The following is a 22,661-nucleotide window of genomic DNA, read 5'->3' on the forward strand; positions in this document are numbered from 1 at the left end:
TTTTATGCTTAAATTTGAAAACGTTAGTAAAGTGTATGAAGACGGGTTCAAAGCCGTTGATTCTATCAGCTTTGAGATTCCGAAAGGCGAGCTGCTCGTTCTTATCGGTCCGAGTGGTTCAGGCAAATCTACGACGATGAAAATGATTAATAGGATGGAACCACATACAAGTGGGAAGATTTTGATTAACGGAAAGGATACCAACTCGTATGTCGCTTCCGATTTGCGGAGGGGTATCGGCTATGTGATCCAACAGATTGGTTTATTCCCCCATTATACGATTGAAAAAAACATCTCCATCGTTCCCCAGTTAAACGGTTGGAGTCCAGATAAAATTAAACCAAGAGTCCATGAACTGATGGAATTGGTAGGACTCGATCCCAATATCCATGCAAACCGCTATCCGAAAGAACTTTCCGGGGGACAACAGCAACGTGTTGGAATCGCTCGCGCACTTGCATCCGATCCCGAAGTCATCTTAATGGATGAACCGTTCAGCGCATTGGACCCGATTACAAGGGAGCAATTGCAAGGCGAACTCATTTCATTGCATAAAAAACTGAATAAGACAATCATTTTCGTTACTCATGACATGGACGAAGCACTCAAAATGGGTGACCGTATCGCAATTATGAAAGATGGCAAACTACTTCAGCTGGACACTCCCGAGAAGTTACTTCATGAACCCGCCCACGGTTTTGTCGAAGAATTCATTGGCAAGCATCGAATCATTCAAAACCCTGAACTGATGCCAGTCATTGACATTATGTCAGAATCGGTCGTCACATCTCTTCCTCAAAGCTCTCCTGAAAAGGCAATTACACTAATCCGCCAGAGGAAAATTACAGATCTCATCATTGTGGATGAATCAAAAGCTCTGCAAGGCATCGTGTCTGCCTATGACGTCATTAAGAGTATGAACGCCATCCGTACGATCGGAGAAATCATGCAGCCGGTAGACCATTTCCTACTCGACTCTGCATCCGCAAAAGACGCAATTATCATGATGGATGAAACACCATTCGGCATGATTCCTATCGTAGATGAAGCGAACAAGGTCGTCGGACTCGTAACACGCGGCTCGTTACTATCCGCATTATCCACTCAGTGGACTGAAACGGAGGAGGCTGCACAATGAATAATTTATCAATTTGGCAACAATTAATTGAACAAACACAGATGCGCTGGGGAGAAGTTCTCGAAGCGACATCCATCCATATTCAACTCGTATTCTTTTCCATGTTAATCGCCATCGTTCTCGGCGTTTCACTCGGAATCCTCGTCACTCGAGTTCCGAAACTGTCGACACTCATTCTTGGCGGTAGCGGCGTCATGCAGACGATTCCAAGTCTCGCCTTGCTCGGTTTCATGATTCCTATCTTCGGTATCGGCGTTAAAACAGCGATTGCTGCACTCTTCTTGTACTCGTTGTTGCCAATCATCCGAAACACTTATACCGGTATAAACGACGTCGACCCGGCTACGCGGGAAGCCGCAAAGGGAATGGGAATGACGAGCATGCAAATTCTTTTCAAAGTGGAGTTGCCACTCGCGATCCCCATTATAATGGCTGGAATTCGAACAGCCGCTGTCATTAACGTTGGTAACGCTACCCTTGCAGCTTTCATTGGTGCAGGCGGTCTTGGGGACTTCATTTTCCTAGGAATTACGCGAGGCATCGACGGTTTGATACTACTTGGTGCAATCCCTGCAGCACTACTTGCAATCGTTTTGGAAGTGTTCTTCGGCTCGGTTGAGCGCTGGACAACACCGAAAGGATTGAAAGCAGAATGAGGAAAAAATTAACTTCATTGCTACTCATTGCGATTGTCACAAGTATGCTAAGTGGCTGCATTTTAATCGAAAAAGAATCATTGACGCTCGGTTCACGGAACAACACAGAAAGCATCATCCTGTCGCACGTCATGGGGCAGTTGATTGAGCATAAAACAGACATAAAAGTAATCTATAAAGAGAATCTCGGCGGATCTAACGTCGTGTGGAATGCGATGCTGAACGGCAATCTCGACGTCATTCCCGATTACACGGGACGATTGTCGTGACTTATTATCACGAAGAGCCGGGTACAGCCGATGAGACGTTGGAAGCGACAAGGCGTCTCGTTGCTGAAGACGGCATCATCGCTTTTAACACATTCGGCTTCAACAATACGTATACTCTCGCATTGGATGAATCAAAAGCCGAAGAACTTGGCATCGTCACATTCAGTGACTTCGCAGCCTATTCGGAAGACTTCACATTAGGTGCGGTCTTCGAATTCATCGACCGCCCGGACGGCCTGCCCGGTTTCAAGAAGGAATATGGACTCGAATTCAAGGATGTAAAGGGTATGGATCACGGCATCATGTACCGTTCAATCAATGCAGGTGAAGTCGACGTCATCAACTCCTACACGACAGACGGCCAATTGCAGGAATTCGACCTGCGTGTATTGGAAGACGACAAATCCTACTTCCCTCCGTACCACGCACTTCCGCTCGTACGGGAAGAAACGCTGAAGGAATATCCTGAAATCGAAGAGATTTTGAAGCAACTCGAAGGAATGATCGACGAGGAAGCCATGCAAAAAATGAACGCCAAAGTCGACAATGACGGCATGATGGTTGAAAGAGTTGCGGAGGAGTTTTTGGTGGAGAGTGGATTGATTGAGGTGGAGTGAGTGAAGTGAAGTGAGTTGAGGTTGATCGATAGGTTATCACCACTTAAAGTGGGTTTATCACCACTTAGAACAGGTTTATCACCACTTGCATTGTCTTTATCACCGCTTAGTCAGCTTTTATCACCACTTAGCATATTTCGGGTAAAAGCCCATTTTCAGCGTGACGACAAGGCAGTTTCAAGGGTATTACCAATTTATCACCACTCAGAAATGGTTTATCACCACTTAGAACAGGTTTATCACCACTTGCATTGTCTTTATCACCGCTTAGTCAGCTTTTATCACCACTTAGCATATTTTCACACAAAAAAGCGCACGATTATGTGCGCTTTTTTTGGCTTTCTGATAACAACATCGAATATGTTCGATTGCGATTAGCCCCCTCAGTTTGTAAATCCATATCCCGAAGCATCCGGTTCGCATTTTGCTGTCTTTCAAGATGGAGAAATTCCCTGCAATCTTTATTAGTCATTTTTCCACCAAACAGTAAAAACCAATCTTGGATTGCTTGTTTGTGCGCTTCGCTGCATCGAAAACCACAATTTATGCATTCCCAGCGCCTTCTATGCCAACTCATGCCTAAGACTTTGCAATCTGGACAGATCACACCCGTCCCAATGTCGCTATATCGAATAGAATACGTATCACAAATGGGGAAGGAATGAATTGGCGATGACCGTTAGCTAAAAGTGAAAGAAGATGGTTGAATGCTGCATCATCCAACAATGGGGAGATTGCTGGAAGTTTTCGTATATACGAAGGAACAGAACTTGGAAATAGTACAGGGGTTTTTGTGTCGAATACTTCGATGCGTTGGCTGGCGTAGGCCATCACGACAGCACCGTATACCGGCAATGATAGATCTGGCTGTACAGCCAGTCTTGAAATAATTCACAGTTACTTTGCAATTGGGCGATGGGGCTTTTGAAGCCGCTCACTTGCCCAGAGTCCAATGTACGTATCAATTGAGGGGGATTCTCTGTCACCGTCAGCTCTCCCGAAATGTTCTTCACTTCGAATAAAACCGCATACCACGGCGTAATGAATAGCGTGTCCACTTGAAAGAAGGCACTCGACGACAATGATAAATCGTTGAAAATTCCATGCTTCATTGAAAATGAATAGCTTTCAAACACCTTGTCCAACTCCTGCTCGCCGCCAAATCCCGCTTTTACTGCCGCATGCTTTGAACGCAAAACAGGAACCATTTCATGGTAGATCTGCAATCGCCTAATCGCCGCTTCAAGACCCTCTAACAGTAAGGGCGCTTTTCTTCGTTTATGGATGAATATGGTCCACTCCTTTTCTATTATTCCGCTATCTACAAGTTTAGCATATTCATCCAATAGAAATCTAACTATTCAACCAAACTGTAAGTACTCCCACACGTTCCCAAACGGGTCGCGGAAGCTTATATATTTGCCTGGAGGGCAATCGGCCGGCTCTCCGATAATTAATTCAACATCATGTTCTTTGAGCACTTCAAGGGATTGATGGATGTCGTCCGTTTTTAGTGTCAACACCACACCTGAAGAAACCCGGTTAAACACTGCATTCTCCATCTCCTCCAAAACGATCGGCAACTCTCCGTGGACAAGCGTTACAATTTTCGAGCCATACTCTTTATTCACCTCAAACCCCAATACCCCCGTGTAAAATCCAAGCGCCTTCTGCATATCCGGAACATAAATGCTAATTACACAAACCTGTGTCATACCTCTGCCCCTGACTTTTTGTATACATCTCCACCATTCTCTTCATAAACCTCATCCCCTCGCTATCTTCATCCCATTGCAACCGAATCCACTCATACTCCCGTTCCACCAATTGCCCAATCCGCAATGCCGCCTGTGAATGTCCACCGGGAGTAATGAACTCTAAAATCCCCTTCAAATCCGAAACAACTTCATCCGGCAATGACCGTTCAATCGTCTTCAATCCCAATTTCGCACGCTCCGGGGCATAACGATAAAGCAACACCCTCCCCAAATGATGCACAACATTTGTCAGCATCTTTACCGACCAGATATCGTTTCCTCGCGCGGCAGATTGTCTATATTGATACAAAAACCACCCGACATCGAGGACATCATCCCGATACTCCTGCTCCGTCAGAGTCAGACCCTGTGTTTCAATAAACCCAGCCATCAGATGATGCGGATCATATAGCACCTTGAAATGGTCGCCACCCACAAACGTTTCTTTAGTCACTGTGAATAAATCAATATGTAATAAATCATCAAACACAGCGATAATTTGGTGCAACAATGAAAATATCATCCATTAAAATGATGTCGCGATACGCCCGTAAATGCTTCACCTGATTGGCAAGGAATTCCTTTTCATCCTCTTCGTTCACCAAGCAATACAGATCGATGTCTGAGTGCTCATCATGCTCCCCTCGTCCCATCGACCCTTTCAAGAAAATCGCCTGGACAAGAGGATCATTCTTCAAGCTTTCACTAATCTTTTCGACAGCCAACTCCTGCGGTAACATGTTCCTCCCCCCTTACTTGTACTCTTCTACATACTCCTCATAATCCAGTACTTCAATTACATCCGACCAATACAGCACTGTCCCGACAAAATCCCTAATATCCAGGTTAGGCATCTCATACGTTTCATCTGTATTTACAGTCCCTGTTGCGTCCTCAATGAATGTCACCTTGTAACCACGGTCAAATGCGGAAATTGCTGTGAACATACAGCAAAATTCAGTATTGAAGCCGGTAATGAATACATGATCCACTTCCAACTCCCCTAACACATCTGCCAATTCGGTTTTGAAAAATGAACTTGGTGTCTGCTTTTCTACCACAACTTCTGCAAATTCTTTAATGGAAGAGTGCAATTCAGAACCTACGGAGCCTTTGTAAAGCGGACTCTCCTCCATATCATCAAAATGTCGGATGAAAATTATAGGCTTCCCTTTCGCTTTAAAGTCTTCAATGATATTTGTAATTAAGTTCAATTCATTATTAAAATCACCGAATTCGATAATGCCATTTTGCACATCAATTACTAATAAAGCTTCCATACAATCCTCTCCTTTATCAAATTTAGCTTCTATACCCATAATAATTCACACTTATTTAATATAATAAAAATAGAAGGGTGCCTCTTTGCATATGAAGACCTTTCCTTTAATTAAAAAATTCCAACCAAAACGGATAATCATATTGACCATCTGACACTTGAAAGAATGTGCCGAATGCTCCTATATGTGTGATCCCATGATCCCAGTGATAGGTTGGGTATAAGCAGTAAACAACACGAAATTGATTCTCTCAATTTTCATCTCGACAGGTGCCTCTATATCCCCATAACGTTCTTTGCTAAACTGCAAGTATTTTTCTTCCGACGGATTCGTTAGGATAGCAATGAAGACGATTAACACTAATAGACCGCCAAACCAGTACCTTTTTTTCATTTTAACACTCCTAAACTACTTTGGCTCATAGGCTGCATAGGCTGTTCCCTTATCCTTCTCCATTCTATGCTGGTTCTCCTTCTTCACACACAAAAGAGCAGTCCGAGGACCACTCTTTCCATTATCACTTCGAATCCGCACGATATAAAAACAATGCCATTTCGCCACGTGTGATGGCCGCATCGGTTCCAAACTTATCCGCCGATTTCCCTTGCGTAATATTATGTTTCATCAAAGCCTTAACCGCTTCTGCATAGCGTGATGAAACATCGGTGAAAGGAAGCTTCACACCATTGCCTGATAATTCATATGCCCGTTGGATCAACAAAGCCATTTCACCGCGAGTCATCGTGTCATTTGCACCGAAGTGGGTCGACGATTTTCCGTTTACGATGTTTTTTCGTTTCAACGCATTCACTGCGCCCCAAGCTCTTTCCGGAACGTCGACATATGGCGTTGGACGGGAATCTGACTGATTCAGTTTCATTATGTTAGCAAGCCAAATTGCCGCGTCTACCCGTTTAATATTATCCTGGACTCCAAATTCGCTTCCCGAAATCCCCTTTGCAACTTCCTTGTCTGCTAAGTACGTTACTGCTGGAGTGTACCTTCCCGCCATATCTTTGAACGCAGGTTCAGCCTTGAAGGACATTGTATAAACTCCACCTTGCCAAATCACTTGCGCATAAGGAATGAAATAATACGTACCTTTCTTAAGTTCAACTCTTTTAGATGACTTTTCAGGTTTCCCAATGGCTCCACTGCTTAAATGTGAATCATACGAAATACTTCTTTCTTTCATCAAACTATACCCACTAAATTCGGATGAAAAGCCAATCGTCATGTAGCCATCGTACTTCATTTCAATCCGATAATAATCCTCTTTATCCGTATAACTTAAAAATCCGGTATGGATCTTGTTGTCGTTTACTTCGATTGGGGTTGCTGATTCCCTACTATTATTCGGCTCGATCTCATCATTGTTCGCTGGAATGAAAGAGACGTCCATTTCATAAATACCTTGATAATAGTCATTTCCTTTTATACTAATATAGTAAGTGTCCGTTTCGAGATCTGTATGCGAGTTCCAAAGTAATGGTAATTCTTGATAGAATCCCAAACTATCCCAAGAAATCATTTCGCCTTTGGAGTCATATAGATAGACGATTCCATTCATCATTTTTGAGTCAATATCAATTTCCAAACGACCCGGTTCATCCAATTCAACTTTGTAAAAGTCTGCAGTATCATTCCAGCTGATAAACCCTCTAATCCGTTCCCCATTCACATTAATCGGCATGGCCTCAGTAAATGTCTGATTTGGCTCGATTTCAATATTATTTGCCGGTTCAAATGAAACACTCACATCATAGTTCCCGAAACTTGTTTTATTAGCATCTTTGATAAATAAAGTATAAACACCCGGTTCGACGTTAATTTCTTTATTAAGAGTAGTCGGGTTTTCCGGACGACCATTATACACTCCTTCATAATGGCCAACGAGCTCATTATTGGAATCACGAAGCTCCATTAATGCAGCAGAAAAATACGCCTTCACAGTAATCGTCAACGTCCCTGCTTTCGGGACAATTACTGTATACGCGTCCATTGGAGCTTGTTCCGAAATACTCCCTGAGACAGTTGTATTAAAAGGCAGCACTGTGTCTGCATGTACTACGTTTGTTGATGTGAATCCTGACAAAAACAGTAAAAGAGAGACGGCTAAGATGCTGATTTTCTTCAAGATGTTTTCCTCTTTCTACCGATGTATTTTACATAGATTTTCTATCCTATTATATAGCTTTCAAACTAATTAGCAATGTTAGTTTCAGCCAATCTGCTTCCATGAATGGTTTTTCCAACAAAGGGTACTTTAAGCTATCAGGAGGATGATTAAAATGACATCATTTTGCCCGGAAATTTGGCCGGAGGATCCTACGCCTGAGAGCCAAAAGAATTGCGAGGATTGCGGACTTTATAAGCAAGGGACACGTATGGTTTGGGGAGAAGGGAATCCAAAGGCACCAATTATGGTGATTTTAGACAATCCCGGAGCGAGGGAAGACCGCGAAGGAAATGCATATGTGTGCGGCACGAGGCATGCATTGCAACAAGCCGTTCATGAAGTCGGTTTGGATAAAGAACAGATTTACGTTACATATATTATAAAAAGAAGGCCCATTAAAAAATACGATAAAGAGGTTACCCGTGAGATTTGCATGCATCGTCATTTGGATGAACAGCTTAACCTCCAAAAACCAAAACTCATCATTTGTTTAGGCAATGTCGCAGTGCAATCATTCTTTGAAAACAACGAGGTCGATGTAAAAGGCTTGCGGGGTAGCTGGCATGAGGTGAAAGGCTATCAAACAACCGTCGCTTATCACCCGCTCGCTGTCAGACGTCGGCCAAATTTATATAAGTTGTTGGTGGAGGATCTATCACTTGTAGCGACACGGTTGTAGATGCACATAAGCATCTTCGATTATGTGGAAAGGACACACAATAAGAAGCAACATTAGTGCTATTGAATGAAGCGAAAAAAAAAGAGTGCCTGGAAACTATGTAGTTTCCGGTACTCATTTTTATATTTTTTTGCTTAATTCTTTGATGGCTTCTGACGAGAGACCGGTCAATTCGACAATCAGTTCTATCTCCATACCTTTGCGCAACATTTCCTTCGCGACTTTTACAACCCCTTGCTCGATCCCTTTCCGAATCCCACGTTCCTCATAGGATACTGGTAACTCCAAAAGCTTTTCTGCTTCCGGGGATTGCTTAATTTCACCCATTAGCTGTTCCTCCTCTTCTTCAGTTAATTTCAAATATGTTTCAAAAAAGCCGTAAAGAAGCCGTTGTCTCGCTTCATCGAGTTCCATGTTTGCCATCATCCTCAAAAATTCCAATTTGACAGATACTTTCTCTTTTTCATCATATCCCATTTTACTAAGAAGTGCTGCGGCGGCCGGGTTGTTGGAATGAACAAATTCACGCCAGTTTTTCTTTTTAAGTGCAATGTTTTATACTGGAAACGTAAAACTTCAAATGAAGAAAATGATATCATGAACTCTCGTTTTTCCCAATCTTGAGGATAACTAAAAACCGCAATTGGCAAAATAGGTTTGCGATAAGTATTGTATAGCAAACTGTAGTACTGGAACATGCGACTATTGAAATCTTCTTGCTTGCTATTCTGCGGTTCCACGTGCACAATGACGACAGCATCTTCCTTTTTCAACTTCGTCTCTATGACAATATCAAGCCTCCGAGTATTCCCCTTGATCAAATCAGAATGTACCTCTTCAGAAATGGGTTGAATTGAACTGAAATCTATCTCTTTATGAGCATCTGGGAAAAATACTTCAAGAAACTCTTCAAAGAATGTATGGATTAGCTCCTTGAACAATTTGTCGTGTTTTATATAAGATGCTTGTTCCTCCAACACTACTGAATGAACAATCACAAATACACCCCCATTAATTTTCTGACAACTCTTTCGCATCCATGTTATCACACTTATTAGAAAATATCTCCCTAGGATCAGTACAACTAAGCTCCTAAGGTAAGGAATGTGAACCATGCCAACCATCAAACACGAAATTCATATTAACGCGCCGATCCAAACCTGTTTTGATCTTGCCAGAAATGTGGATGTCCACACAGAAACAACAGCAGATACGAAGGAAAGAGCAATTGGCGGTGTTACGACTGGATTAATGGAAAAGGGCGATACGGTTACTTGGGAAGCCGTTCATTTTGGAATAAAACAAAAGTTAACAGCAAAGATTATCGAGATGAATGATCCTCATAGTTTCACTGATGTTATGGTGAAAGGCGCTTTCCATTCATTTATACACATACATGAATTTGTAGAAAGTGGTGAGGGAACAATTATGAAAGATACGTTTTCATACAAATCCCCTCTTGGCTTTTTAGGAATAATGGCAGACAGGCTATTTTTGGAGAATTACATGACGAGGTTTATTGCCAATCGTGCGAATGAATTGAAGAGGATAGCTGAAAGCAAGTAAAAACGATAAGTACATCAAAACGAATAAACTTGACCATATTAAGAATGTAAATTTGATATGGGAGGTTTTCATAATGAAACAAGGTGCACACAGCAATTTATACACAAACCCAAAAACACCGGGGAATCGACAAGAAGTAAAAGAAGAGATTTCAATGGAATTGGCCGAGCTTGGCAACTTGAAACCGAAGCATGAGCCGATGACGCAGAATGATCGCCAGAAGTCGGAGAAAGATAAATATTATTGAACTATGATTAACAATCCTGCGGGACGTCATCTCCCGCAGGATTTATTAGATTTATACCGTTTTTATTCTGCATACATATACCATCGAAACACTATTCGCATGCAATTCATCCCCATCCCAATCTCCAAATATATGTACAATATCAAATCCATTCGCAGCTATGAGTCGTTCCATTTCTTTTGGAAATGAATAACGGAGAGAAATGCCATCTTGCTCCTCTGCTATTAATGTACTGTCTCTATAAAACCGACGATGCGTCCGGCAATCCAAGATTTGTGTCAAATGGTCATACCCATCACGATGGCTTTCAATTACTTGTTTGCCGTTTTTATCAACGTACTTATCCTCGTACTCATCAACTACAGAGAGTTCCTTTAATACTGGATTTCGCGTATCGAAAATGAAGATGCCTCCATCCTTTAGGTGCTTGGACAGATATTGGAATAAAGCATCCTGCGCTTCATTCGTTAGAAAATGTTGAAAGGAATTTCCTGTCATAAAAGCAAGCGAACTTTTCACAGGCAAGTTCAATTCCGTGCAATCTTGCTGTACAAAATCGATTGCTATCCCTTGCTCTTCAGCTTTTTGTCTCGCTCGTGCCAACATGCCTTCGTGCAAGTCAACTCCAATCATTTGGAATCCGCGCTGAGCCATCGGAATCGTCAATCTGCCCGTACCACATGCCAATTCAATTATTGTTTGATCTTTTTCTGCCCATTTCAAAATGATGTTCAAGTCCTTTTGATATCTGTCATACAAATGATCATACATTTCAGGGTCTGCGTACTTTTCGAGGTTTTTTTCAAATATGTTATGACTCATTCTTTCATCACATTTCTTACTTTTTCAGGTATCATAACAACCTCTGTCTTCAAGTCAACTGGGGGAAATGTTTCATCGATACATTCATTCCAGAACTCCATATGCTTCTTGTCTAACCAATGGTCCGATTGCTCTACCTCTTGTCCACCCTCACCTTGGACAGAATACCAATACAAAAATTCCTCACCGTTTAAGTTTTCACGAAAAATAGTCTCTACATACATTCTTTCACCCTCTAACGTTACAAGAACAGCCTTCATATTTTCTCTTAAAAACGTTAGCCACTCGTCAACCCGCTCAGATTTCCCGCTCTTTACCCGAAATCTTGTCAGCTCTATATTCATGATGCATTCCCCCTAATATACTGCTTGCAATCAATTGATTTTTTGCAGGGTCATCCCTTACAACTATCAACTTATCCAAATAAGGTTGAAGGAGCCCGTCAAGCTCTCCACGTTTTCCTTCAAACTGCTTCGTCCATTTATACATATTCCGTAGCATTTGAAAATCCGGTTCATACGCACATTCTTCCACACCAATCACTTGCTTCATATGCCTGCTCAAAATCCGGTATTTCCGTTTCCATAATGGCGGGTCAAGCCAAATGATAATGTCAGCCAAATCCAAAAGAAGATGATAGGACGGACGGTATACACCTTCCGCAATCCAGCATCCTTTTGCATTCATTTGGTGAATAACTTGCACTTGCTCTTGAGGCGTTCGCTTCACCCGAATGCCATCCACGTTATGGTATACGACCGTATCCAATTCAACAAAGGGCAAACCCATTTGCTTTGACAACTCCTTCGCGTATGTTGTTTTCCCGCTCGCAACGATACCCATGATGAAGATTTTCATTTTCCACATTCCGTTTCTAAAAAGGCTTTACTAATCAAATCTTTTGATTCACCGGAAATCGGCGATAACACATAATAGCGATGGGCAATAAAATTAGCAGACCGACAATTCCCGTTCCACCGTCAATGAAATATCTGTTCCTCCGTTACTGAAAAGTAAAAAATAAACGTTCCAGAAATATTTAACATACCGTGCATTAAAGCAACCGAGTATATGGATTTACTTTTTTCGAAAACGTATTGAAGAATAATACCAGCTAAAATGCAAAAGATTGTCATGAAAACCAAGCCTAAATGATGATTCTTCCCGAAATTCAAATCGTAAAAGTATATCATCGGAGCATGCCAAACTCCCCAAATGATGCCGCCATAGATAAGACCTTTTTTTCCGTACATGGACACTAAGTTCGGATACAAGAATCCCCGCCAGCCTACTTCTTCACCTATGAAAATTAGAATATTTAATATCGGTGCTAATAATAATTGTAAAAGCGCAGCTATAAGAATATTCATCAATAGCGAAGAGCCCACTTTATATGTAACCAAATCTTGAATTACTGTATTTGCTTGATCAATCGAAAACAGACTGGGATTAAGTACAAATGAAATGCCATACACAATGACCATAAACAAGAAGCTAAACAAAGGAGCCCAAATCAAAAACCTTTTTTTACCTAATCGAAAACCCAAGCCCGAATGACCAAATATAGGTCGTTTCAACACTGCTTTTTGAATAAATAATCCTGTTATTAACGGAATCAACATAAGGAATGGTGATAACATATCCAACTCAAAATAATAAAACAATGTAGCTGAACTAAAAGTTAGTAAAATAGTTAAAATGATAAAGAAGAATACAGCACGATTATTATTCATTACCCCAGCCCCCGCTTACCTGATCATATTTTATTTTATGCTCAGGGATACCCATCCAAAAGAAATCCAACGTCTTTTCCATGAATCCCTGCTTGCCCGGGCGATATCATATTTATTCCCGCCGGTGAAGGGACTGGCGGATACAGGAATGAAAGGAATACCAATCTCATGCCCCGCGCCTTCGTATACAAGATGATTGTATTCATTCTTAAAATTGTACTTCCGAAGCCTTTCCATCGCCTTCTCATTCAACCTGACAGAATCGAAACAAGCATCATCCGTTCCGGAAATCAACAAAATTGAGCCTTTTATCTTTTCAACGGGAATGGTTGCCTGTTCTGTTATTTGAGGGTCGGAAGTTAGATAGTCGTACCAGATGCGAAGCGGATTCTCCCTGCTTGCCGCATAGTTCTACATGTATTCGAAATTTCAACTGAATTGTCTGGGCGGGCATAAGGGATTGCTTTACCTTCATAGGTCCATGAAGGAGGCAATTCTTTTTGATTCGTCCATGGAACGATTCCGCAGCAAACTACAGGCGAACCGCTTAATGAAACGACAGCTTTGATGTCTTCAAAGTAGGTTGCTGCTAGTAAAGCAAGTTCTCCTCCCTTAGACGTTCCATGCATCCCTAACCACCCCTCGGCAACTTCCGGTCTATTCTTCAGCCAAAGAATTGCCCCTTCTACATACTCAAGTGGTATTTCGACAAGTTGTTTAGGAAGGGGTCTTGTCCCCAATATCCTAAAGCAAGTACGTTGAATCCGCGGGAGGCTAATAAAGCAGCAGGAAACTCATAAATCCCACCTTCCGATCCTCCGACGACGATAATCGTAGGTCTTGGCGAGGTATTGTCAACATGAAAAATGTTCCTACCACCCCTTTTTCATTTACCGGGGTTCTTATCACGTCATCATCGATCCACTTGCGAGTAATGATTTTCGTGTCGATCACCTTTCCATCATTCTCGAGCAAGATTGTTAGGGATTGAGGTTGTAGTTTAGTAAAGACTTCCTTGGAGTTTTCTTCTGTATGTTTTATCCGCAAAGACCAAAACAGTCCCATTCCATCGATGCCTTTATATGTACCCTCTATTGGGGAAATTTGCTGTAAATCAACGACGCCTTCTTCATCCGCCATATATGTCCCATGGGATTCCATAGAATAAATCGTACTTCCCCAATATGACTTCCGTTGAAATCTCAAGGTCACATTCTGTCCACCACTTAGTCCTGTCACTCGTATACTAACTGGCCTATCAAGCAACGGTGATTCCATGTGGATCTGTAATTGAGGCTTTTCCATCAACGTTTCATCCCTTCCCCATCGTTTTCCTATACCAAACGATTGCTTCCCGTTCAATCTCTGATGCAAGCTGCTCTTTTCCTTTTATGTACGATTCAATATCATACGGAAATCGCATTGATAGCTTTTCTTTCAGGTTCCCATAGACCCTTGCCCTCTCTGGATGCACGCGAAGAAAGTCACGAAATGCAAGATGACGATCGATTTCCAATGAACCTTCACCGTAAATATGGACATGATGCGTTCGCTCATCCCCTCCTTTTTGGAAATAGCGGCGCCCCGGAATGCCATTCTCACCTTTCGCTTCATAGCCAATCGTTGCCATACTGTCGTTATACCAATCCACTTTCAAAATATCCTTCACAACAGGCATAATGTCGATGATCGGCTTTGCTGACAATCCGGGTACCGATGTGCTGCCGATATGGTGAATTTCGATTATTTCCGCACCAAATATCTCATGCAATTTAGCCGCTTCCTTTTCGAAATCAAGCACCCAGCCTTCCGAAAATGGTACAACTTCAACTTTTCGCAATTCGCACCCCCCCCAAAAAAAGGACCAACAGATTGGCATAATTGTTGGTCCAAAAATTGTTTCGCACTTATTTTTCTGAAGTACTCATCAACTTCTTAATCACGCGAATTTGCCCGCGGTGATTCAATTCGTCCTCAAACACATGGAACCATTTGAAGTAATTATTTGTAGGCTTCCCATACCAAAATGGGGATTGTTCGAATAGCCACGAATCCGGCAATGTCCCAAAAGTGTCGATTGTCTTTTTTCTCGTTTGTTCAAGCTCTTCAAGGTAGTACTCAATTGGATTCCCTTTAATTTGTTCCCTTGCAGCATCTCCAAGATCCAGTGCAGGATTCAGTAGTTGGATATCCTCATCCGTGAAATCTCGGTTTTCAAATGTATCGATTTGATATGCTTTTTCAACTGACACCAGATGGGCTAAAAGCATGCCGATGGAGTTGGCCTCGTCGTTAATGAGGAAATCCAATTGGTTCACTGTTAGATCTTTCACTTCGGCCAATGTTGTCATCCTCGTATATTCCATCATGGTTGCCAATTTGCTAAACTCCAAGCTTAAGCCATCTTTTTGATCAATTACGTATAATTCTTGATTACCCATTATCATTTCCCCCTCCGCTTTAACCCATCTCTATAATCATCTATTTTAGATTGTAACTTTTTACGTAACGCAGTAACCCATTGAGGATTATTCAAATCGTTTTCAACATCAACTATTCGAAGCAAACTAGCAAAAGTAATTAATTCATGCAACCTTAAAAACATAGGAATCACATTGATTTCTCCATCTGTTACATGCATTTTACTTCTATAACCTTCAAGATAAAGTTGAAAAGATTTATTTGAAAAATCAACATTCCCTTCAAATAAATCACGTAAGGCAAATGCTATATCCGCTGTGTACCAATGTCCGACACTGCTCTCAAAGTCAATAATTTGAACATTGTCGCCATCCCAAATTAGATTATCGAGTTCAAAGTCAAAGTGAATGATTCCATAATTGTCTTGATTAATTTCAAGAGTCATTAACCGTGTTTTTATCGCTTCAAGTTCCCTTCGCGCCAAGCTTTCACTTTGAGGCAAAGAGCTATTTAATTCGGCAAGTTGTTGAACTGTATCATTTCTCACACTGTGCGTATTCGTATTTAAAAATTGCTTTGAGCAACTGTGGAGATTTCCTAAAGCTTCTCCCCATAAGTACAATTGCCTTTCCGATAGTTCTTCAATTTCATATTGGGTTCCGGACAGAAAGCGGAATACCACAGCCTGGAAAATTCCGAAGTCACTCTTCGCTTCTTCAACCATATTGCCATGCTTCGATTGGACAGGCATGTTTACTCTAACCTCGTTCATCGACAAGAAAGATAAAAGGGAAACTTCCTCCATCAGCTTATTTCGATTACCGTTTGGAGTTACCCGTAAATGTATTTCTCACCGTTTCTTTCAAATACAAAAACGAAATTACTGCTCGCCCTCAAAAACTGGACCGAGTCCTGTTCAAATCCCCAGTTTTCCAACAAACTATGAACGAGTTCCTCACTTGCACCAGACTCAAGAAAGTCTCTCATAATGGACAATTTCATCATCTATTCTCTTCCTCCTATGATTGTGAGAACAAAGATGTCAGGATAACGAGCCAATTATCCAGTCTTTTACGGATGAAAAAAAGACTATCGATCTACGATAGTCTTGGATGAATGAAAGTCATATCTCATCGCCAAAGGAAGTTACATAATTGGACATCGTGAATCTTATTGTTCTCGTATGAATTTAAAAACCGACTCATGATATCACCTTCCTTTTACAAGAATTTCCCAACTACTTGCATTCTACTCTACATTCAGATAATAGTAAATGGATTTTTCAAAATTTAATTATTCTCTTTCAATTTCCGTTTCCAATACTCCCACGCCTGCAAATACTCCTCTAAATCATGAGGATGCGCTTTTTTACAAATTCCGATCCGCGTATAAAGCTGAAAAACAACTTCTTCGATTAATCGTTGCGTATCCATCCGCACGTTTTTCAATAAAGCAAATGAAGCAAGCAACGTCTCCATATCTAAATCATCCGGAGAAGAACAAAATGCGTATGTAAAATCATAAATTAAGGGACCAATCAATGGGTCAGGATCAATCACGCCGACCAGTTGATTTTGATGAAACACAAAGTTATGGACACCCGTGTCCCCATGTAGGTAATATTTTTCTTCCTTAATTTCATTCGTTGCAAGTCGCTCTGCTAATTCTTTCATTCGCAAATAATCATCACCGGGCAGCAGATTCCCGACATTTTCATACGCATATTCCAAGCTTATTCTGTTGAACTCGAACCAGGATTGCCGAGGCGTCCCACCTACCCTGCCCCACGGTGCTTGTGGATTGCATTTTTCATAATGGTTGAACATCCCTTCAACGAGAAGCTTCATCCAATCCGCTTTCTTTCCACGATTGAAATGCGTTGTCCCTTCAATATATTCATAGAGAAAATATTTCTTATCCGAATCGACATCATAAAGATTAGGTAACATCCCAATACCCTTATACGATTCAAGAAATCGTGCGACAATCCCGATATTAGTCGGGTGATCGTATTTTATAATGCAAGAAGGACTGCCGTTTTCTAAAACTGCATAAACCTGTCCATCAGTTGTTCCGCTCGTCAATTGTTTGATTTCTGCTTCGCTTCCAATAAATCCTTTGATTCGTAATTCAGCAATCGTATTCACCATATCTCCCCCATTCTTAATATGAATTCTCCTTGCACGAAGCAATGTCCTTTATTTCAAATAAAGGAGAATAAGATTTCAATGTCGAATATACATTCCCATGGAGGGATGATTTTGAGAAATGAATCACTAGTATTGAATAAAAAAAGTTGGGATGAGGTGGCACCGCGGTTTTTCGGGCGAAATCCTTTGCCTGAATATGGGCCGCTTGCGCCGCGGGAAGATGAATTGAATTTACTTGGTGATGTGTCTGGCATGAAGGTATTGGATATCGGATGCGGTAGCGGGCATTCTTTGCAATATATGGATCGACGAAGTACCGCGGAGTTATGGGGAGTCGATCTTTCAAAGACACAAATTGAAACGGCGAAGGAATTGCTTAAGGACAGCAAGGCGCCTGTCCATTTATTTGAATCGCCAATGGAGGAAAACCCCGGAATTCCTTTTACGTATTTTGATATCGTCTATTCCATTTATGCGTTAGGTTGGACGAGCGATTTGCGTCAAACACTCACTAATGTCCATGACTATTTGAAACCGGGTGGCATTTTCGTTTTCAGCTGGGAGCATCCATTGCACAGCCGAGCAAGCTGGGAGGGTGAAGAACTTCATTTCAATAAATCCTATCACGAAGAAGGGGCATATGATCATGAAGCTTGGCATGCGCCTGCGATCATGCAGCAGTACAGGGTGAGTACATATATAAATACATTGATTGAGTGTGGATTTGAAATCGAGAAGATCATCGAGGACGTATCATTGACGGAGGAGGATCGGGAAAGGCATGTAAACCGGTGGTACTCGTTTGAGAAGGCGAAGATGATACCGACTACTTTAATTATAAAATGTGTAAAGAAAGGGTAATCGAATACCCTTTTTTTATTTGTCCAAAATTCAATTCACATAAATTATCCGAAAGTAAAAACTCCCTTAATTGAGAATGATAATCATTCGTGGTATATTGTATAGTATTGATGCATTTAATGATGTGAGGGGGATTATAGTGCAAATATATTGGACTAAAATAAATAAGATCATTGATGAAACGTCTGAGGTGAAAACGTACCTGCTTGACTGTCCGGAAGGCTTTACCTGGGAAGAAGGTTCTCACACTCACTTCGCGCTGAAAGGTTTTAATGCAGGAGAGAAGCCAAATCGTGGCCTGATTCGCCATATGTCAATTTCTACTTTACCGAATGAAAATTCGATTGGGATCACAACACGAATCAGAAAGATAGGTTCTGAGTTTAAAATGACTTTAAGAAATCATAAAGTCGGTGATGAGGTTGCATTATTTAAAACTCATTCGAATGTACCGCTTAAAAGAGAAGATAATAATGTTTACCTATTGTCGTCAGGTGTCGGCCTGGCTACATTCAGACCGCTTGTACTTGACTATTTCGAACGTGCAGACAACGTCAATCAAATCCATTCATTGAACATCGATTCATCGAAGGATTTCCTATTCCCTGATATTTTTGAGTCTGCACCTGACAAGAAGTTCACATCCCAGTTCGTCGATAACCGTAAAGACTATTATGATGAAGTTAAAAATCTTACTGCAGATAAAGATGGACTCTTCTATATTGTCGGCAGCGATGAATTCCTCGTACAGAACATTGCAGTACTGCGCGAGCAGGGCATTAAGCCGGAACAGATTATGCTCGATAAGCGTGAACGACAACTTCCTGATTTCTTGTCCTTTGAATTGACGAATTAAGCTGGAAGAATGAAGTTGATAATTGGTAAATAAAATAACAGGTGCATTTCCATGACATGGATTTGCACCTGTTTTTGCTTATTCGGATCCATTAACTTTCTTCATTTATGAAGCAGCCATTTCACAGCATCCAACAGATTTTCAGCGATATAATCCGGCTCTATGTCAGCCCATTTATGCCGATATTGGGTTAATGACCCCTCACCCCACCCAGTCAGAACGAGGATTTTCTTCGCGCCGACTGCGTCAGCAGCTAACATATCAGTTGACCCGACATCGCCGATGAAAGCTGTTTTTGTTAAATCTAACCTATGCTTTTCGGCAGCCTCACGAAGCAATCCTGGACTTGGTTTACGGCACTCGCATCCTTCCGAGGAGCCGTGGGGGCATATGAATGCATCTTCAAAACCAAATATCTTGAATTCATTAACGAAATCTTCAAGACCCGCCTCCCCTTTGCTGATCCTATGCTGGTTTGTACAGGCGAATGTCCTGATGCCATATGCCTTCAAGAGCTTTAGGGCTTCTTCGGTGAAGGGATAGGGAGTGAAATCTCTTGGATGAATGAAATGTCCGGTACCCCCGATTGTTCCATCACGGTCGATAAAGACTGCTTGTAAATTATCCATTTTATCTACTCCCTGTGATTTCCATTACTCACTGTACCGTCTGCCCATAAGGAACGGTCATCAGCTCCACCTCAAGTTGTTGGCCATCCCTCATTACAGTAAGCGTAATTGGTTTATCAGGCTCCGTTTCCGAAACGATGATTTCCAATTCATCATATGAGTCAGTTTGGATACCATTGACATTCGTTATAATGTCACCATCATTAATTAGCCCGTCTGCTGGCGTATTCGGTTGAACTTTGACCACTTTCACCCCAGGAATGCCGCTTGGATTCGTCCGATGCAAAACGCCAATCCAACTTCTCCAAAAACGGAGCGCAAATCATCTTTCCCTTCATATACACTTTTCAAGTTTCTCATGAATTGATACGTGCCAAACGCCATATTATCCGCTTGCATCATTTCGAAATCGCCTGACCAGATACCTGTATATTCAATCGCCACAACAGATCCCCCATCTTGCGGTGTAATTGTCCAAGTGGTCAGCCCCTCATCTTCTCCTTAAGAACAAGCTTCCGATTTTCCTCAATCTCAACAACTGCGCAGACATAGCTGACACCCCAGCCATAATCGAGGCTAACTGTCCCCCCAACACGGATATCAAGTTCGCAGTTCCGCGTTTCCCACCGATTTCGTTCTTCAGGTACAGTGAGCGCATTCCACACCTTTTCTGGCGATGCTTTCACAAAAATCTCCCGTTTTACCGAATCAATGACTTTCTCCATCGCTTTCTCCCTCCAAATATGCTTTCAATTTCATCAACTTGCCGTCCAATACGCTTCCGATTTCCTGTTGAAGCTTTTCGTACTGATCCTTGAAATTGTCCCTTTTTAAACTATAAACACGATACCTCCCCTCTTTCCTCTCCGCTACCAAATCCTCTTCCACTAAAATCGCAAGATGCTTCTTCAAGGCGGGCTGCGAAATGGTAAATCGATCAACCAATTGGGACTGCGTATATTCATGTAACGACAATAAAGTTAGTATTTTTCTTCGTGTGGGGTCTGCAATTGCCCGATAAATATCCGTCATGTCAAAGCCTCCATGTCATATAACCATTTGGTTATAAATAGAACATAACAAATCGCACATCTGAATGTCAACAAAAATCAGACTATTAATTAAAAATTCCTTCCAACGGCTCCCACGGATAGATTGTTGCTTCAAATTTCTCCTCAATCACCGCGGGATCATTGTCAGCAAAGTGCTTAGCCTCTTCCGGACTATCAACTTCCAGAATGATCAATCCCCCTGTGTGATCCATGAACGGCCCGCCCGCAATCAAAATCCCTTTCGCCAATGCTTCTTCCTTCACATACTCTCGATGCGGGACAAGCCCTTGTTCCCAATGCGGCTTGCCCTCTTTCCATGCTTTCCCTGTCGTGAAATGGATGACAACTTTCATACAAGTACCCCCCTCTTCATTCGTTACCATTCTACTTCGACATCACCTTGGATAATACCTCGCGTCCGAAATGATAAAGGGAAGAATGAGGCATATTGTGTAACTGTTCTACAGTGGATCTTGCAAGTTCCTCAGCCTTTTTCGGGTTGCCTAAGTGATAGTGGCAAAGTGCTTCATAGCTGTTCGATAAAACCCTCAGCGCAGCATCAATCGGATTTAGTTGGATGCGTTCAGGAAGGATAATCGGATTTTCTTCAAATAAAGATAGTGCCTCCTCATATCGTTCCAATCTTGTCAGCACTCTTGCCAGCAAACTTTTAGGCATTGTAATAAATTCACCCTTGACTTCTTTCGGGAACTTGACTGAGGCTTCAATTTTGCCAATCAGCTGTTCAGCAATCGCAAGGGCTTTCAAATAATCCTTTTCATAGAACTCCTCCCTGAACACCTGATTCAATTCAAAATCAAACGAAAGGCTTTCATGTTTGATCAACTGGACAAATAACGAGCACCCTTCAACATACTCTCGCGCTTTCTCTGGCTGTTGGCTATCGTAATAAAAAAAGCTTCTTAAATTCAGCAAATTGTAATACTGATCCATTACCAACTGCTCACGCGCAAAATGGATTGCGTCATCCAACTGCTTATGCGCTTCTCCGTACTGACCCAATGATACCAATGCAATTGCTTTTGTCCCCAGCAACTTGATATACATTGATTTCGTCTCCAGACTATCCATCACTGACAATTCTTCCAGCGCTTGGTCAATAATCTCTACGGTTCCAAAGTAATTTGCCTTGTCAAACTGGATATCCGCCAAAAACCCCTGACATTCGATTACACGCCAATCCATCTGCAAATCGCGGTATAAATTGATCGCTTCTCCTATGAAAACCTCCCAATCGTTCTCTTCTATTTCGTTGTATTGGTCAATCGCCAAAACATACAAGTGGTAAAGGATTCTTGCGTAGATCTCATACATCCTCGCAGCCTCGTAGCCAGAAGGTTCCTTCTCTAAGATTGGGCTGAGTAAAGTGGCTGCATCTACTTTCGGCTGGATTCCCGGTTGTTGCCATAGCTCAATCGCCTGTTTCAATGTACTCTTCATCTTTTCACGTGGCACTTCCTCTACCAGTTCGGAAATATCTACATCTAATTGCCTGGCAATATGCTGCAATCGCTCAATCGAAGGCTGCGTTTTCCCATTTTCTATTAAACTGATCATCCCTCTGGAGACGTGCTCGTTTGCAACGTCAGAGATTGTCATATTTTTAGCAGTCCGTATGCGTCTAATATTTTCTCCTACATGGGTCAATTGACTTCACCCTTTACCATGTTTTATTACCTTAATCATAGCATTGTTCAATAACTAAAACAATTTTGTTTAATATATTGA

Annotated in this window: 38 protein-coding genes; 9 read left to right on the top strand and 29 right to left on the bottom strand. The window is 41.7% G+C overall.

Features of this window, described 5'->3' with window-relative positions; translation table 11 throughout:
• Window positions 1-4 precede the first annotated feature (4 nt).
• Genes QNH10_RS01080 through QNH10_RS01095 form a run of 4 tightly spaced genes read left to right on the top strand, consistent with a single transcriptional unit; the run spans window position 5 to window position 2,680 of the window.
• Window positions 5-1,138 carry a betaine/proline/choline family ABC transporter ATP-binding protein gene (locus QNH10_RS01080; protein ID WP_283733182.1) on the top strand — a complete coding sequence of 378 codons (1,134 nt, stop codon included), beginning with the start codon at window positions 5-7 and terminating at the stop codon, window positions 1,136-1,138.
• Window positions 1,135-1,794 (top strand): ABC transporter permease, encoded by a 660-nt coding sequence (locus QNH10_RS01085; protein WP_283733183.1) that lies wholly within the window; start codon window positions 1,135-1,137, stop codon window positions 1,792-1,794. Before QNH10_RS01080 ends, QNH10_RS01085 begins: the two co-directional genes overlap by 4 nt.
• On the top strand, window positions 1,791-2,063 hold the full coding sequence (locus QNH10_RS01090; RefSeq protein ID WP_283733184.1) for a glycine betaine ABC transporter substrate-binding protein: 273 nt from the start codon (window positions 1,791-1,793) through the stop codon (window positions 2,061-2,063). Before QNH10_RS01085 ends, QNH10_RS01090 begins: the two co-directional genes overlap by 4 nt.
• On the top strand, window positions 2,060-2,680 hold the full coding sequence (locus QNH10_RS01095; protein WP_283733185.1) for a glycine betaine ABC transporter substrate-binding protein: 621 nt from the start codon (window positions 2,060-2,062) through the stop codon (window positions 2,678-2,680). The genes QNH10_RS01090 and QNH10_RS01095 overlap by 4 nt, the downstream gene beginning before the upstream one ends.
• Before the next feature lie 603 nt (window positions 2,681-3,283).
• On the opposite strand, the gene QNH10_RS01100 is transcribed toward QNH10_RS01095, so the two are convergent.
• The 8 genes from QNH10_RS01100 to QNH10_RS01135 form a co-directional block, all read right to left on the bottom strand.
• Entirely contained in the window at window positions 3,284-3,511 is a 228-nt protein-coding gene (locus QNH10_RS01100) for a hypothetical protein (protein WP_283733186.1), read from the bottom strand.
• Window positions 3,511-4,026 carry a nuclease-related domain-containing protein gene (locus QNH10_RS01105; RefSeq protein ID WP_283733187.1) on the bottom strand — a complete coding sequence of 172 codons (516 nt, stop codon included), beginning with the start codon at window positions 4,024-4,026 and terminating at the stop codon, window positions 3,511-3,513. Before QNH10_RS01105 ends, QNH10_RS01100 begins: the two co-directional genes overlap by 1 nt.
• Window positions 4,027-4,041: 15 nt before the next feature.
• Window positions 4,042-4,395, bottom strand: coding sequence for a VOC family protein (locus tag QNH10_RS01110; protein ID WP_283733188.1), 354 nt, complete (start codon window positions 4,393-4,395; stop codon window positions 4,042-4,044).
• A complete protein-coding gene (locus QNH10_RS01115; RefSeq protein WP_283733189.1) occupies window positions 4,373-4,948 on the bottom strand; it encodes a hypothetical protein in 576 nt (191 codons plus the stop codon). Before QNH10_RS01115 ends, QNH10_RS01110 begins: the two co-directional genes overlap by 23 nt.
• A complete protein-coding gene (locus QNH10_RS01120) occupies window positions 4,920-5,177 on the bottom strand; it encodes a nucleotidyltransferase domain-containing protein (protein WP_283733190.1) in 258 nt (85 codons plus the stop codon). Before QNH10_RS01120 ends, QNH10_RS01115 begins: the two co-directional genes overlap by 29 nt.
• A gap of 12 nt (window positions 5,178-5,189) precedes the next feature.
• Complete coding sequence (locus QNH10_RS01125; protein WP_283733191.1) at window positions 5,190-5,717, bottom strand: isochorismatase family protein; 528 nt, start codon at window positions 5,715-5,717, stop codon at window positions 5,190-5,192.
• Between the two features lie 180 nt (window positions 5,718-5,897).
• Window positions 5,898-6,110: a hypothetical protein gene (locus QNH10_RS01130; protein ID WP_283733192.1), complete on the bottom strand. Its 213-nt coding sequence runs from the start codon at window positions 6,108-6,110 to the stop codon at window positions 5,898-5,900.
• A gap of 124 nt (window positions 6,111-6,234) precedes the next feature.
• Window positions 6,235-7,854 (bottom strand): S-layer homology domain-containing protein, encoded by a 1,620-nt coding sequence (locus tag QNH10_RS01135; RefSeq protein WP_283733193.1) that lies wholly within the window; start codon window positions 7,852-7,854, stop codon window positions 6,235-6,237.
• Window positions 7,855-8,008: 154 nt separating this feature from the next.
• Between QNH10_RS01135 and QNH10_RS01140 the strand changes: the two genes are divergently transcribed.
• Window positions 8,009-8,575 (top strand): uracil-DNA glycosylase, encoded by a 567-nt coding sequence (locus tag QNH10_RS01140; protein WP_283733194.1) that lies wholly within the window; start codon window positions 8,009-8,011, stop codon window positions 8,573-8,575.
• 120 nt (window positions 8,576-8,695) lie between these two features.
• Here QNH10_RS01140 and QNH10_RS20955 read toward each other — a convergent pair whose 3' ends face one another.
• Both QNH10_RS20955 and QNH10_RS20960 read right to left on the bottom strand, forming a co-directional pair.
• Window positions 8,696-8,989 (bottom strand): Rpn/YhgA-type helix-turn-helix domain-containing protein, encoded by a 294-nt coding sequence (locus tag QNH10_RS20955; RefSeq protein WP_430541081.1) that lies wholly within the window; start codon window positions 8,987-8,989, stop codon window positions 8,696-8,698.
• A gap of 14 nt (window positions 8,990-9,003) precedes the next feature.
• Window positions 9,004-9,573: an RpnC/YadD family protein gene (locus QNH10_RS20960; protein WP_430541082.1), complete on the bottom strand. Its 570-nt coding sequence runs from the start codon at window positions 9,571-9,573 to the stop codon at window positions 9,004-9,006.
• 115 nt (window positions 9,574-9,688) lie between these two features.
• Here QNH10_RS20960 and QNH10_RS01150 point away from each other — a divergent pair, with 115 nt between their 5' ends.
• Both QNH10_RS01150 and QNH10_RS01155 read left to right on the top strand, forming a co-directional pair.
• On the top strand, window positions 9,689-10,141 hold the full coding sequence (locus QNH10_RS01150) for an SRPBCC family protein (RefSeq protein WP_283733195.1): 453 nt from the start codon (window positions 9,689-9,691) through the stop codon (window positions 10,139-10,141).
• A 73-nt stretch (window positions 10,142-10,214) separates the two neighbouring features.
• Window positions 10,215-10,388, top strand: coding sequence for a hypothetical protein (locus QNH10_RS01155; RefSeq protein WP_283733196.1), 174 nt, complete (start codon window positions 10,215-10,217; stop codon window positions 10,386-10,388).
• A 51-nt stretch (window positions 10,389-10,439) separates the two neighbouring features.
• Here the strand turns inward: QNH10_RS01155 and QNH10_RS01160 are convergent, their stop codons facing one another.
• From QNH10_RS01160 to QNH10_RS01215, 12 genes are all read right to left on the bottom strand, one after another.
• On the bottom strand, window positions 10,440-11,210 hold the full coding sequence (locus tag QNH10_RS01160; RefSeq protein WP_283733197.1) for a class I SAM-dependent methyltransferase: 771 nt from the start codon (window positions 11,208-11,210) through the stop codon (window positions 10,440-10,442).
• Complete coding sequence (locus tag QNH10_RS01165; protein WP_283733198.1) at window positions 11,207-11,554, bottom strand: DUF6176 family protein; 348 nt, start codon at window positions 11,552-11,554, stop codon at window positions 11,207-11,209. The genes QNH10_RS01160 and QNH10_RS01165 overlap by 4 nt, the downstream gene beginning before the upstream one ends.
• On the bottom strand, window positions 11,508-12,068 hold the full coding sequence (locus QNH10_RS01170) for a P-loop NTPase family protein (RefSeq protein ID WP_283733199.1): 561 nt from the start codon (window positions 12,066-12,068) through the stop codon (window positions 11,508-11,510). Before QNH10_RS01170 ends, QNH10_RS01165 begins: the two co-directional genes overlap by 47 nt.
• Before the next feature lie 122 nt (window positions 12,069-12,190).
• Window positions 12,191-12,943 (bottom strand): CPBP family intramembrane glutamic endopeptidase, encoded by a 753-nt coding sequence (locus QNH10_RS01175; RefSeq protein ID WP_283733200.1) that lies wholly within the window; start codon window positions 12,941-12,943, stop codon window positions 12,191-12,193.
• A 30-nt stretch (window positions 12,944-12,973) separates the two neighbouring features.
• Window positions 12,974-13,240: an acyl-CoA thioester hydrolase/BAAT C-terminal domain-containing protein gene (locus QNH10_RS01180; protein WP_283733201.1), complete on the bottom strand. Its 267-nt coding sequence runs from the start codon at window positions 13,238-13,240 to the stop codon at window positions 12,974-12,976.
• Between the two features lie 62 nt (window positions 13,241-13,302).
• Window positions 13,303-13,683, bottom strand: coding sequence for an acyl-CoA thioester hydrolase/BAAT C-terminal domain-containing protein (locus QNH10_RS01185; protein WP_283733202.1), 381 nt, complete (start codon window positions 13,681-13,683; stop codon window positions 13,303-13,305).
• 34 nt (window positions 13,684-13,717) lie between these two features.
• On the bottom strand, window positions 13,718-14,248 hold the full coding sequence (locus tag QNH10_RS01190; RefSeq protein ID WP_283733203.1) for an acyl-CoA thioesterase/BAAT N-terminal domain-containing protein: 531 nt from the start codon (window positions 14,246-14,248) through the stop codon (window positions 13,718-13,720).
• 7 nt (window positions 14,249-14,255) lie between these two features.
• Window positions 14,256-14,783, bottom strand: a complete 528-nt coding sequence (locus QNH10_RS01195; RefSeq protein ID WP_283733204.1) for a GrpB family protein — start codon at window positions 14,781-14,783, stop codon at window positions 14,256-14,258.
• A 67-nt stretch (window positions 14,784-14,850) separates the two neighbouring features.
• Entirely contained in the window at window positions 14,851-15,384 is a 534-nt protein-coding gene (locus QNH10_RS01200; protein WP_283733205.1) for a DinB family protein, read from the bottom strand.
• A gap of 2 nt (window positions 15,385-15,386) precedes the next feature.
• Window positions 15,387-16,169: a phosphotransferase enzyme family protein gene (locus QNH10_RS01205; protein ID WP_283733206.1), complete on the bottom strand. Its 783-nt coding sequence runs from the start codon at window positions 16,167-16,169 to the stop codon at window positions 15,387-15,389.
• Window positions 16,170-16,195: 26 nt separating this feature from the next.
• Window positions 16,196-16,369 carry a hypothetical protein gene (locus QNH10_RS01210; RefSeq protein WP_283733207.1) on the bottom strand — a complete coding sequence of 58 codons (174 nt, stop codon included), beginning with the start codon at window positions 16,367-16,369 and terminating at the stop codon, window positions 16,196-16,198.
• A gap of 284 nt (window positions 16,370-16,653) precedes the next feature.
• Window positions 16,654-17,514: a phosphotransferase gene (locus QNH10_RS01215; RefSeq protein ID WP_283733208.1), complete on the bottom strand. Its 861-nt coding sequence runs from the start codon at window positions 17,512-17,514 to the stop codon at window positions 16,654-16,656.
• A 105-nt stretch (window positions 17,515-17,619) separates the two neighbouring features.
• Here QNH10_RS01215 and QNH10_RS01220 point away from each other — a divergent pair, with 105 nt between their 5' ends.
• Together QNH10_RS01220 and QNH10_RS01225 are read left to right on the top strand one after the other, a co-directional pair.
• The gene (locus tag QNH10_RS01220; RefSeq protein ID WP_381426398.1) at window positions 17,620-18,375 is read left to right on the top strand and encodes a class I SAM-dependent methyltransferase; all 756 of its coding nucleotides are present in this window, start codon (window positions 17,620-17,622) and stop codon (window positions 18,373-18,375) included.
• 139 nt (window positions 18,376-18,514) lie between these two features.
• Window positions 18,515-19,231, top strand: a complete 717-nt coding sequence (locus QNH10_RS01225; protein WP_283733210.1) for a dihydropteridine reductase — start codon at window positions 18,515-18,517, stop codon at window positions 19,229-19,231.
• A 101-nt stretch (window positions 19,232-19,332) separates the two neighbouring features.
• Here QNH10_RS01225 and QNH10_RS01230 read toward each other — a convergent pair whose 3' ends face one another.
• The 7 genes from QNH10_RS01230 to QNH10_RS01260 form a co-directional block, all read right to left on the bottom strand.
• Window positions 19,333-19,860, bottom strand: coding sequence for an HAD-IIIA family hydrolase (locus QNH10_RS01230; protein WP_283733211.1), 528 nt, complete (start codon window positions 19,858-19,860; stop codon window positions 19,333-19,335).
• 28 nt (window positions 19,861-19,888) lie between these two features.
• Window positions 19,889-20,107 (bottom strand): PDZ domain-containing protein, encoded by a 219-nt coding sequence (locus QNH10_RS01235; protein WP_283733212.1) that lies wholly within the window; start codon window positions 20,105-20,107, stop codon window positions 19,889-19,891.
• Between the two features lie 2 nt (window positions 20,108-20,109).
• Window positions 20,110-20,304, bottom strand: coding sequence for a hypothetical protein (locus tag QNH10_RS01240; protein ID WP_283733213.1), 195 nt, complete (start codon window positions 20,302-20,304; stop codon window positions 20,110-20,112).
• A gap of 38 nt (window positions 20,305-20,342) precedes the next feature.
• Window positions 20,343-20,585, bottom strand: a complete 243-nt coding sequence (locus tag QNH10_RS01245) for an SRPBCC family protein (protein WP_283733214.1) — start codon at window positions 20,583-20,585, stop codon at window positions 20,343-20,345.
• Window positions 20,569-20,892, bottom strand: a complete 324-nt coding sequence (locus QNH10_RS01250) for an ArsR/SmtB family transcription factor (RefSeq protein ID WP_283733215.1) — start codon at window positions 20,890-20,892, stop codon at window positions 20,569-20,571. Before QNH10_RS01250 ends, QNH10_RS01245 begins: the two co-directional genes overlap by 17 nt.
• 85 nt (window positions 20,893-20,977) lie before the next feature.
• The gene (locus QNH10_RS01255; protein WP_283733216.1) at window positions 20,978-21,265 is read right to left on the bottom strand and encodes a YciI family protein; all 288 of its coding nucleotides are present in this window, start codon (window positions 21,263-21,265) and stop codon (window positions 20,978-20,980) included.
• Window positions 21,266-21,296: 31 nt separating this feature from the next.
• The gene (locus tag QNH10_RS01260; RefSeq protein ID WP_283733217.1) at window positions 21,297-22,580 is read right to left on the bottom strand and encodes a helix-turn-helix domain-containing protein; all 1,284 of its coding nucleotides are present in this window, start codon (window positions 22,578-22,580) and stop codon (window positions 21,297-21,299) included.
• Window positions 22,581-22,661 lie beyond the last annotated feature (81 nt).

This window comes from Sporosarcina thermotolerans, from assembly GCF_030067815.1.
In the GTDB taxonomy this organism is placed as follows: domain Bacteria; phylum Bacillota; class Bacilli; order Bacillales_A; family Planococcaceae; genus Sporosarcina; species Sporosarcina thermotolerans.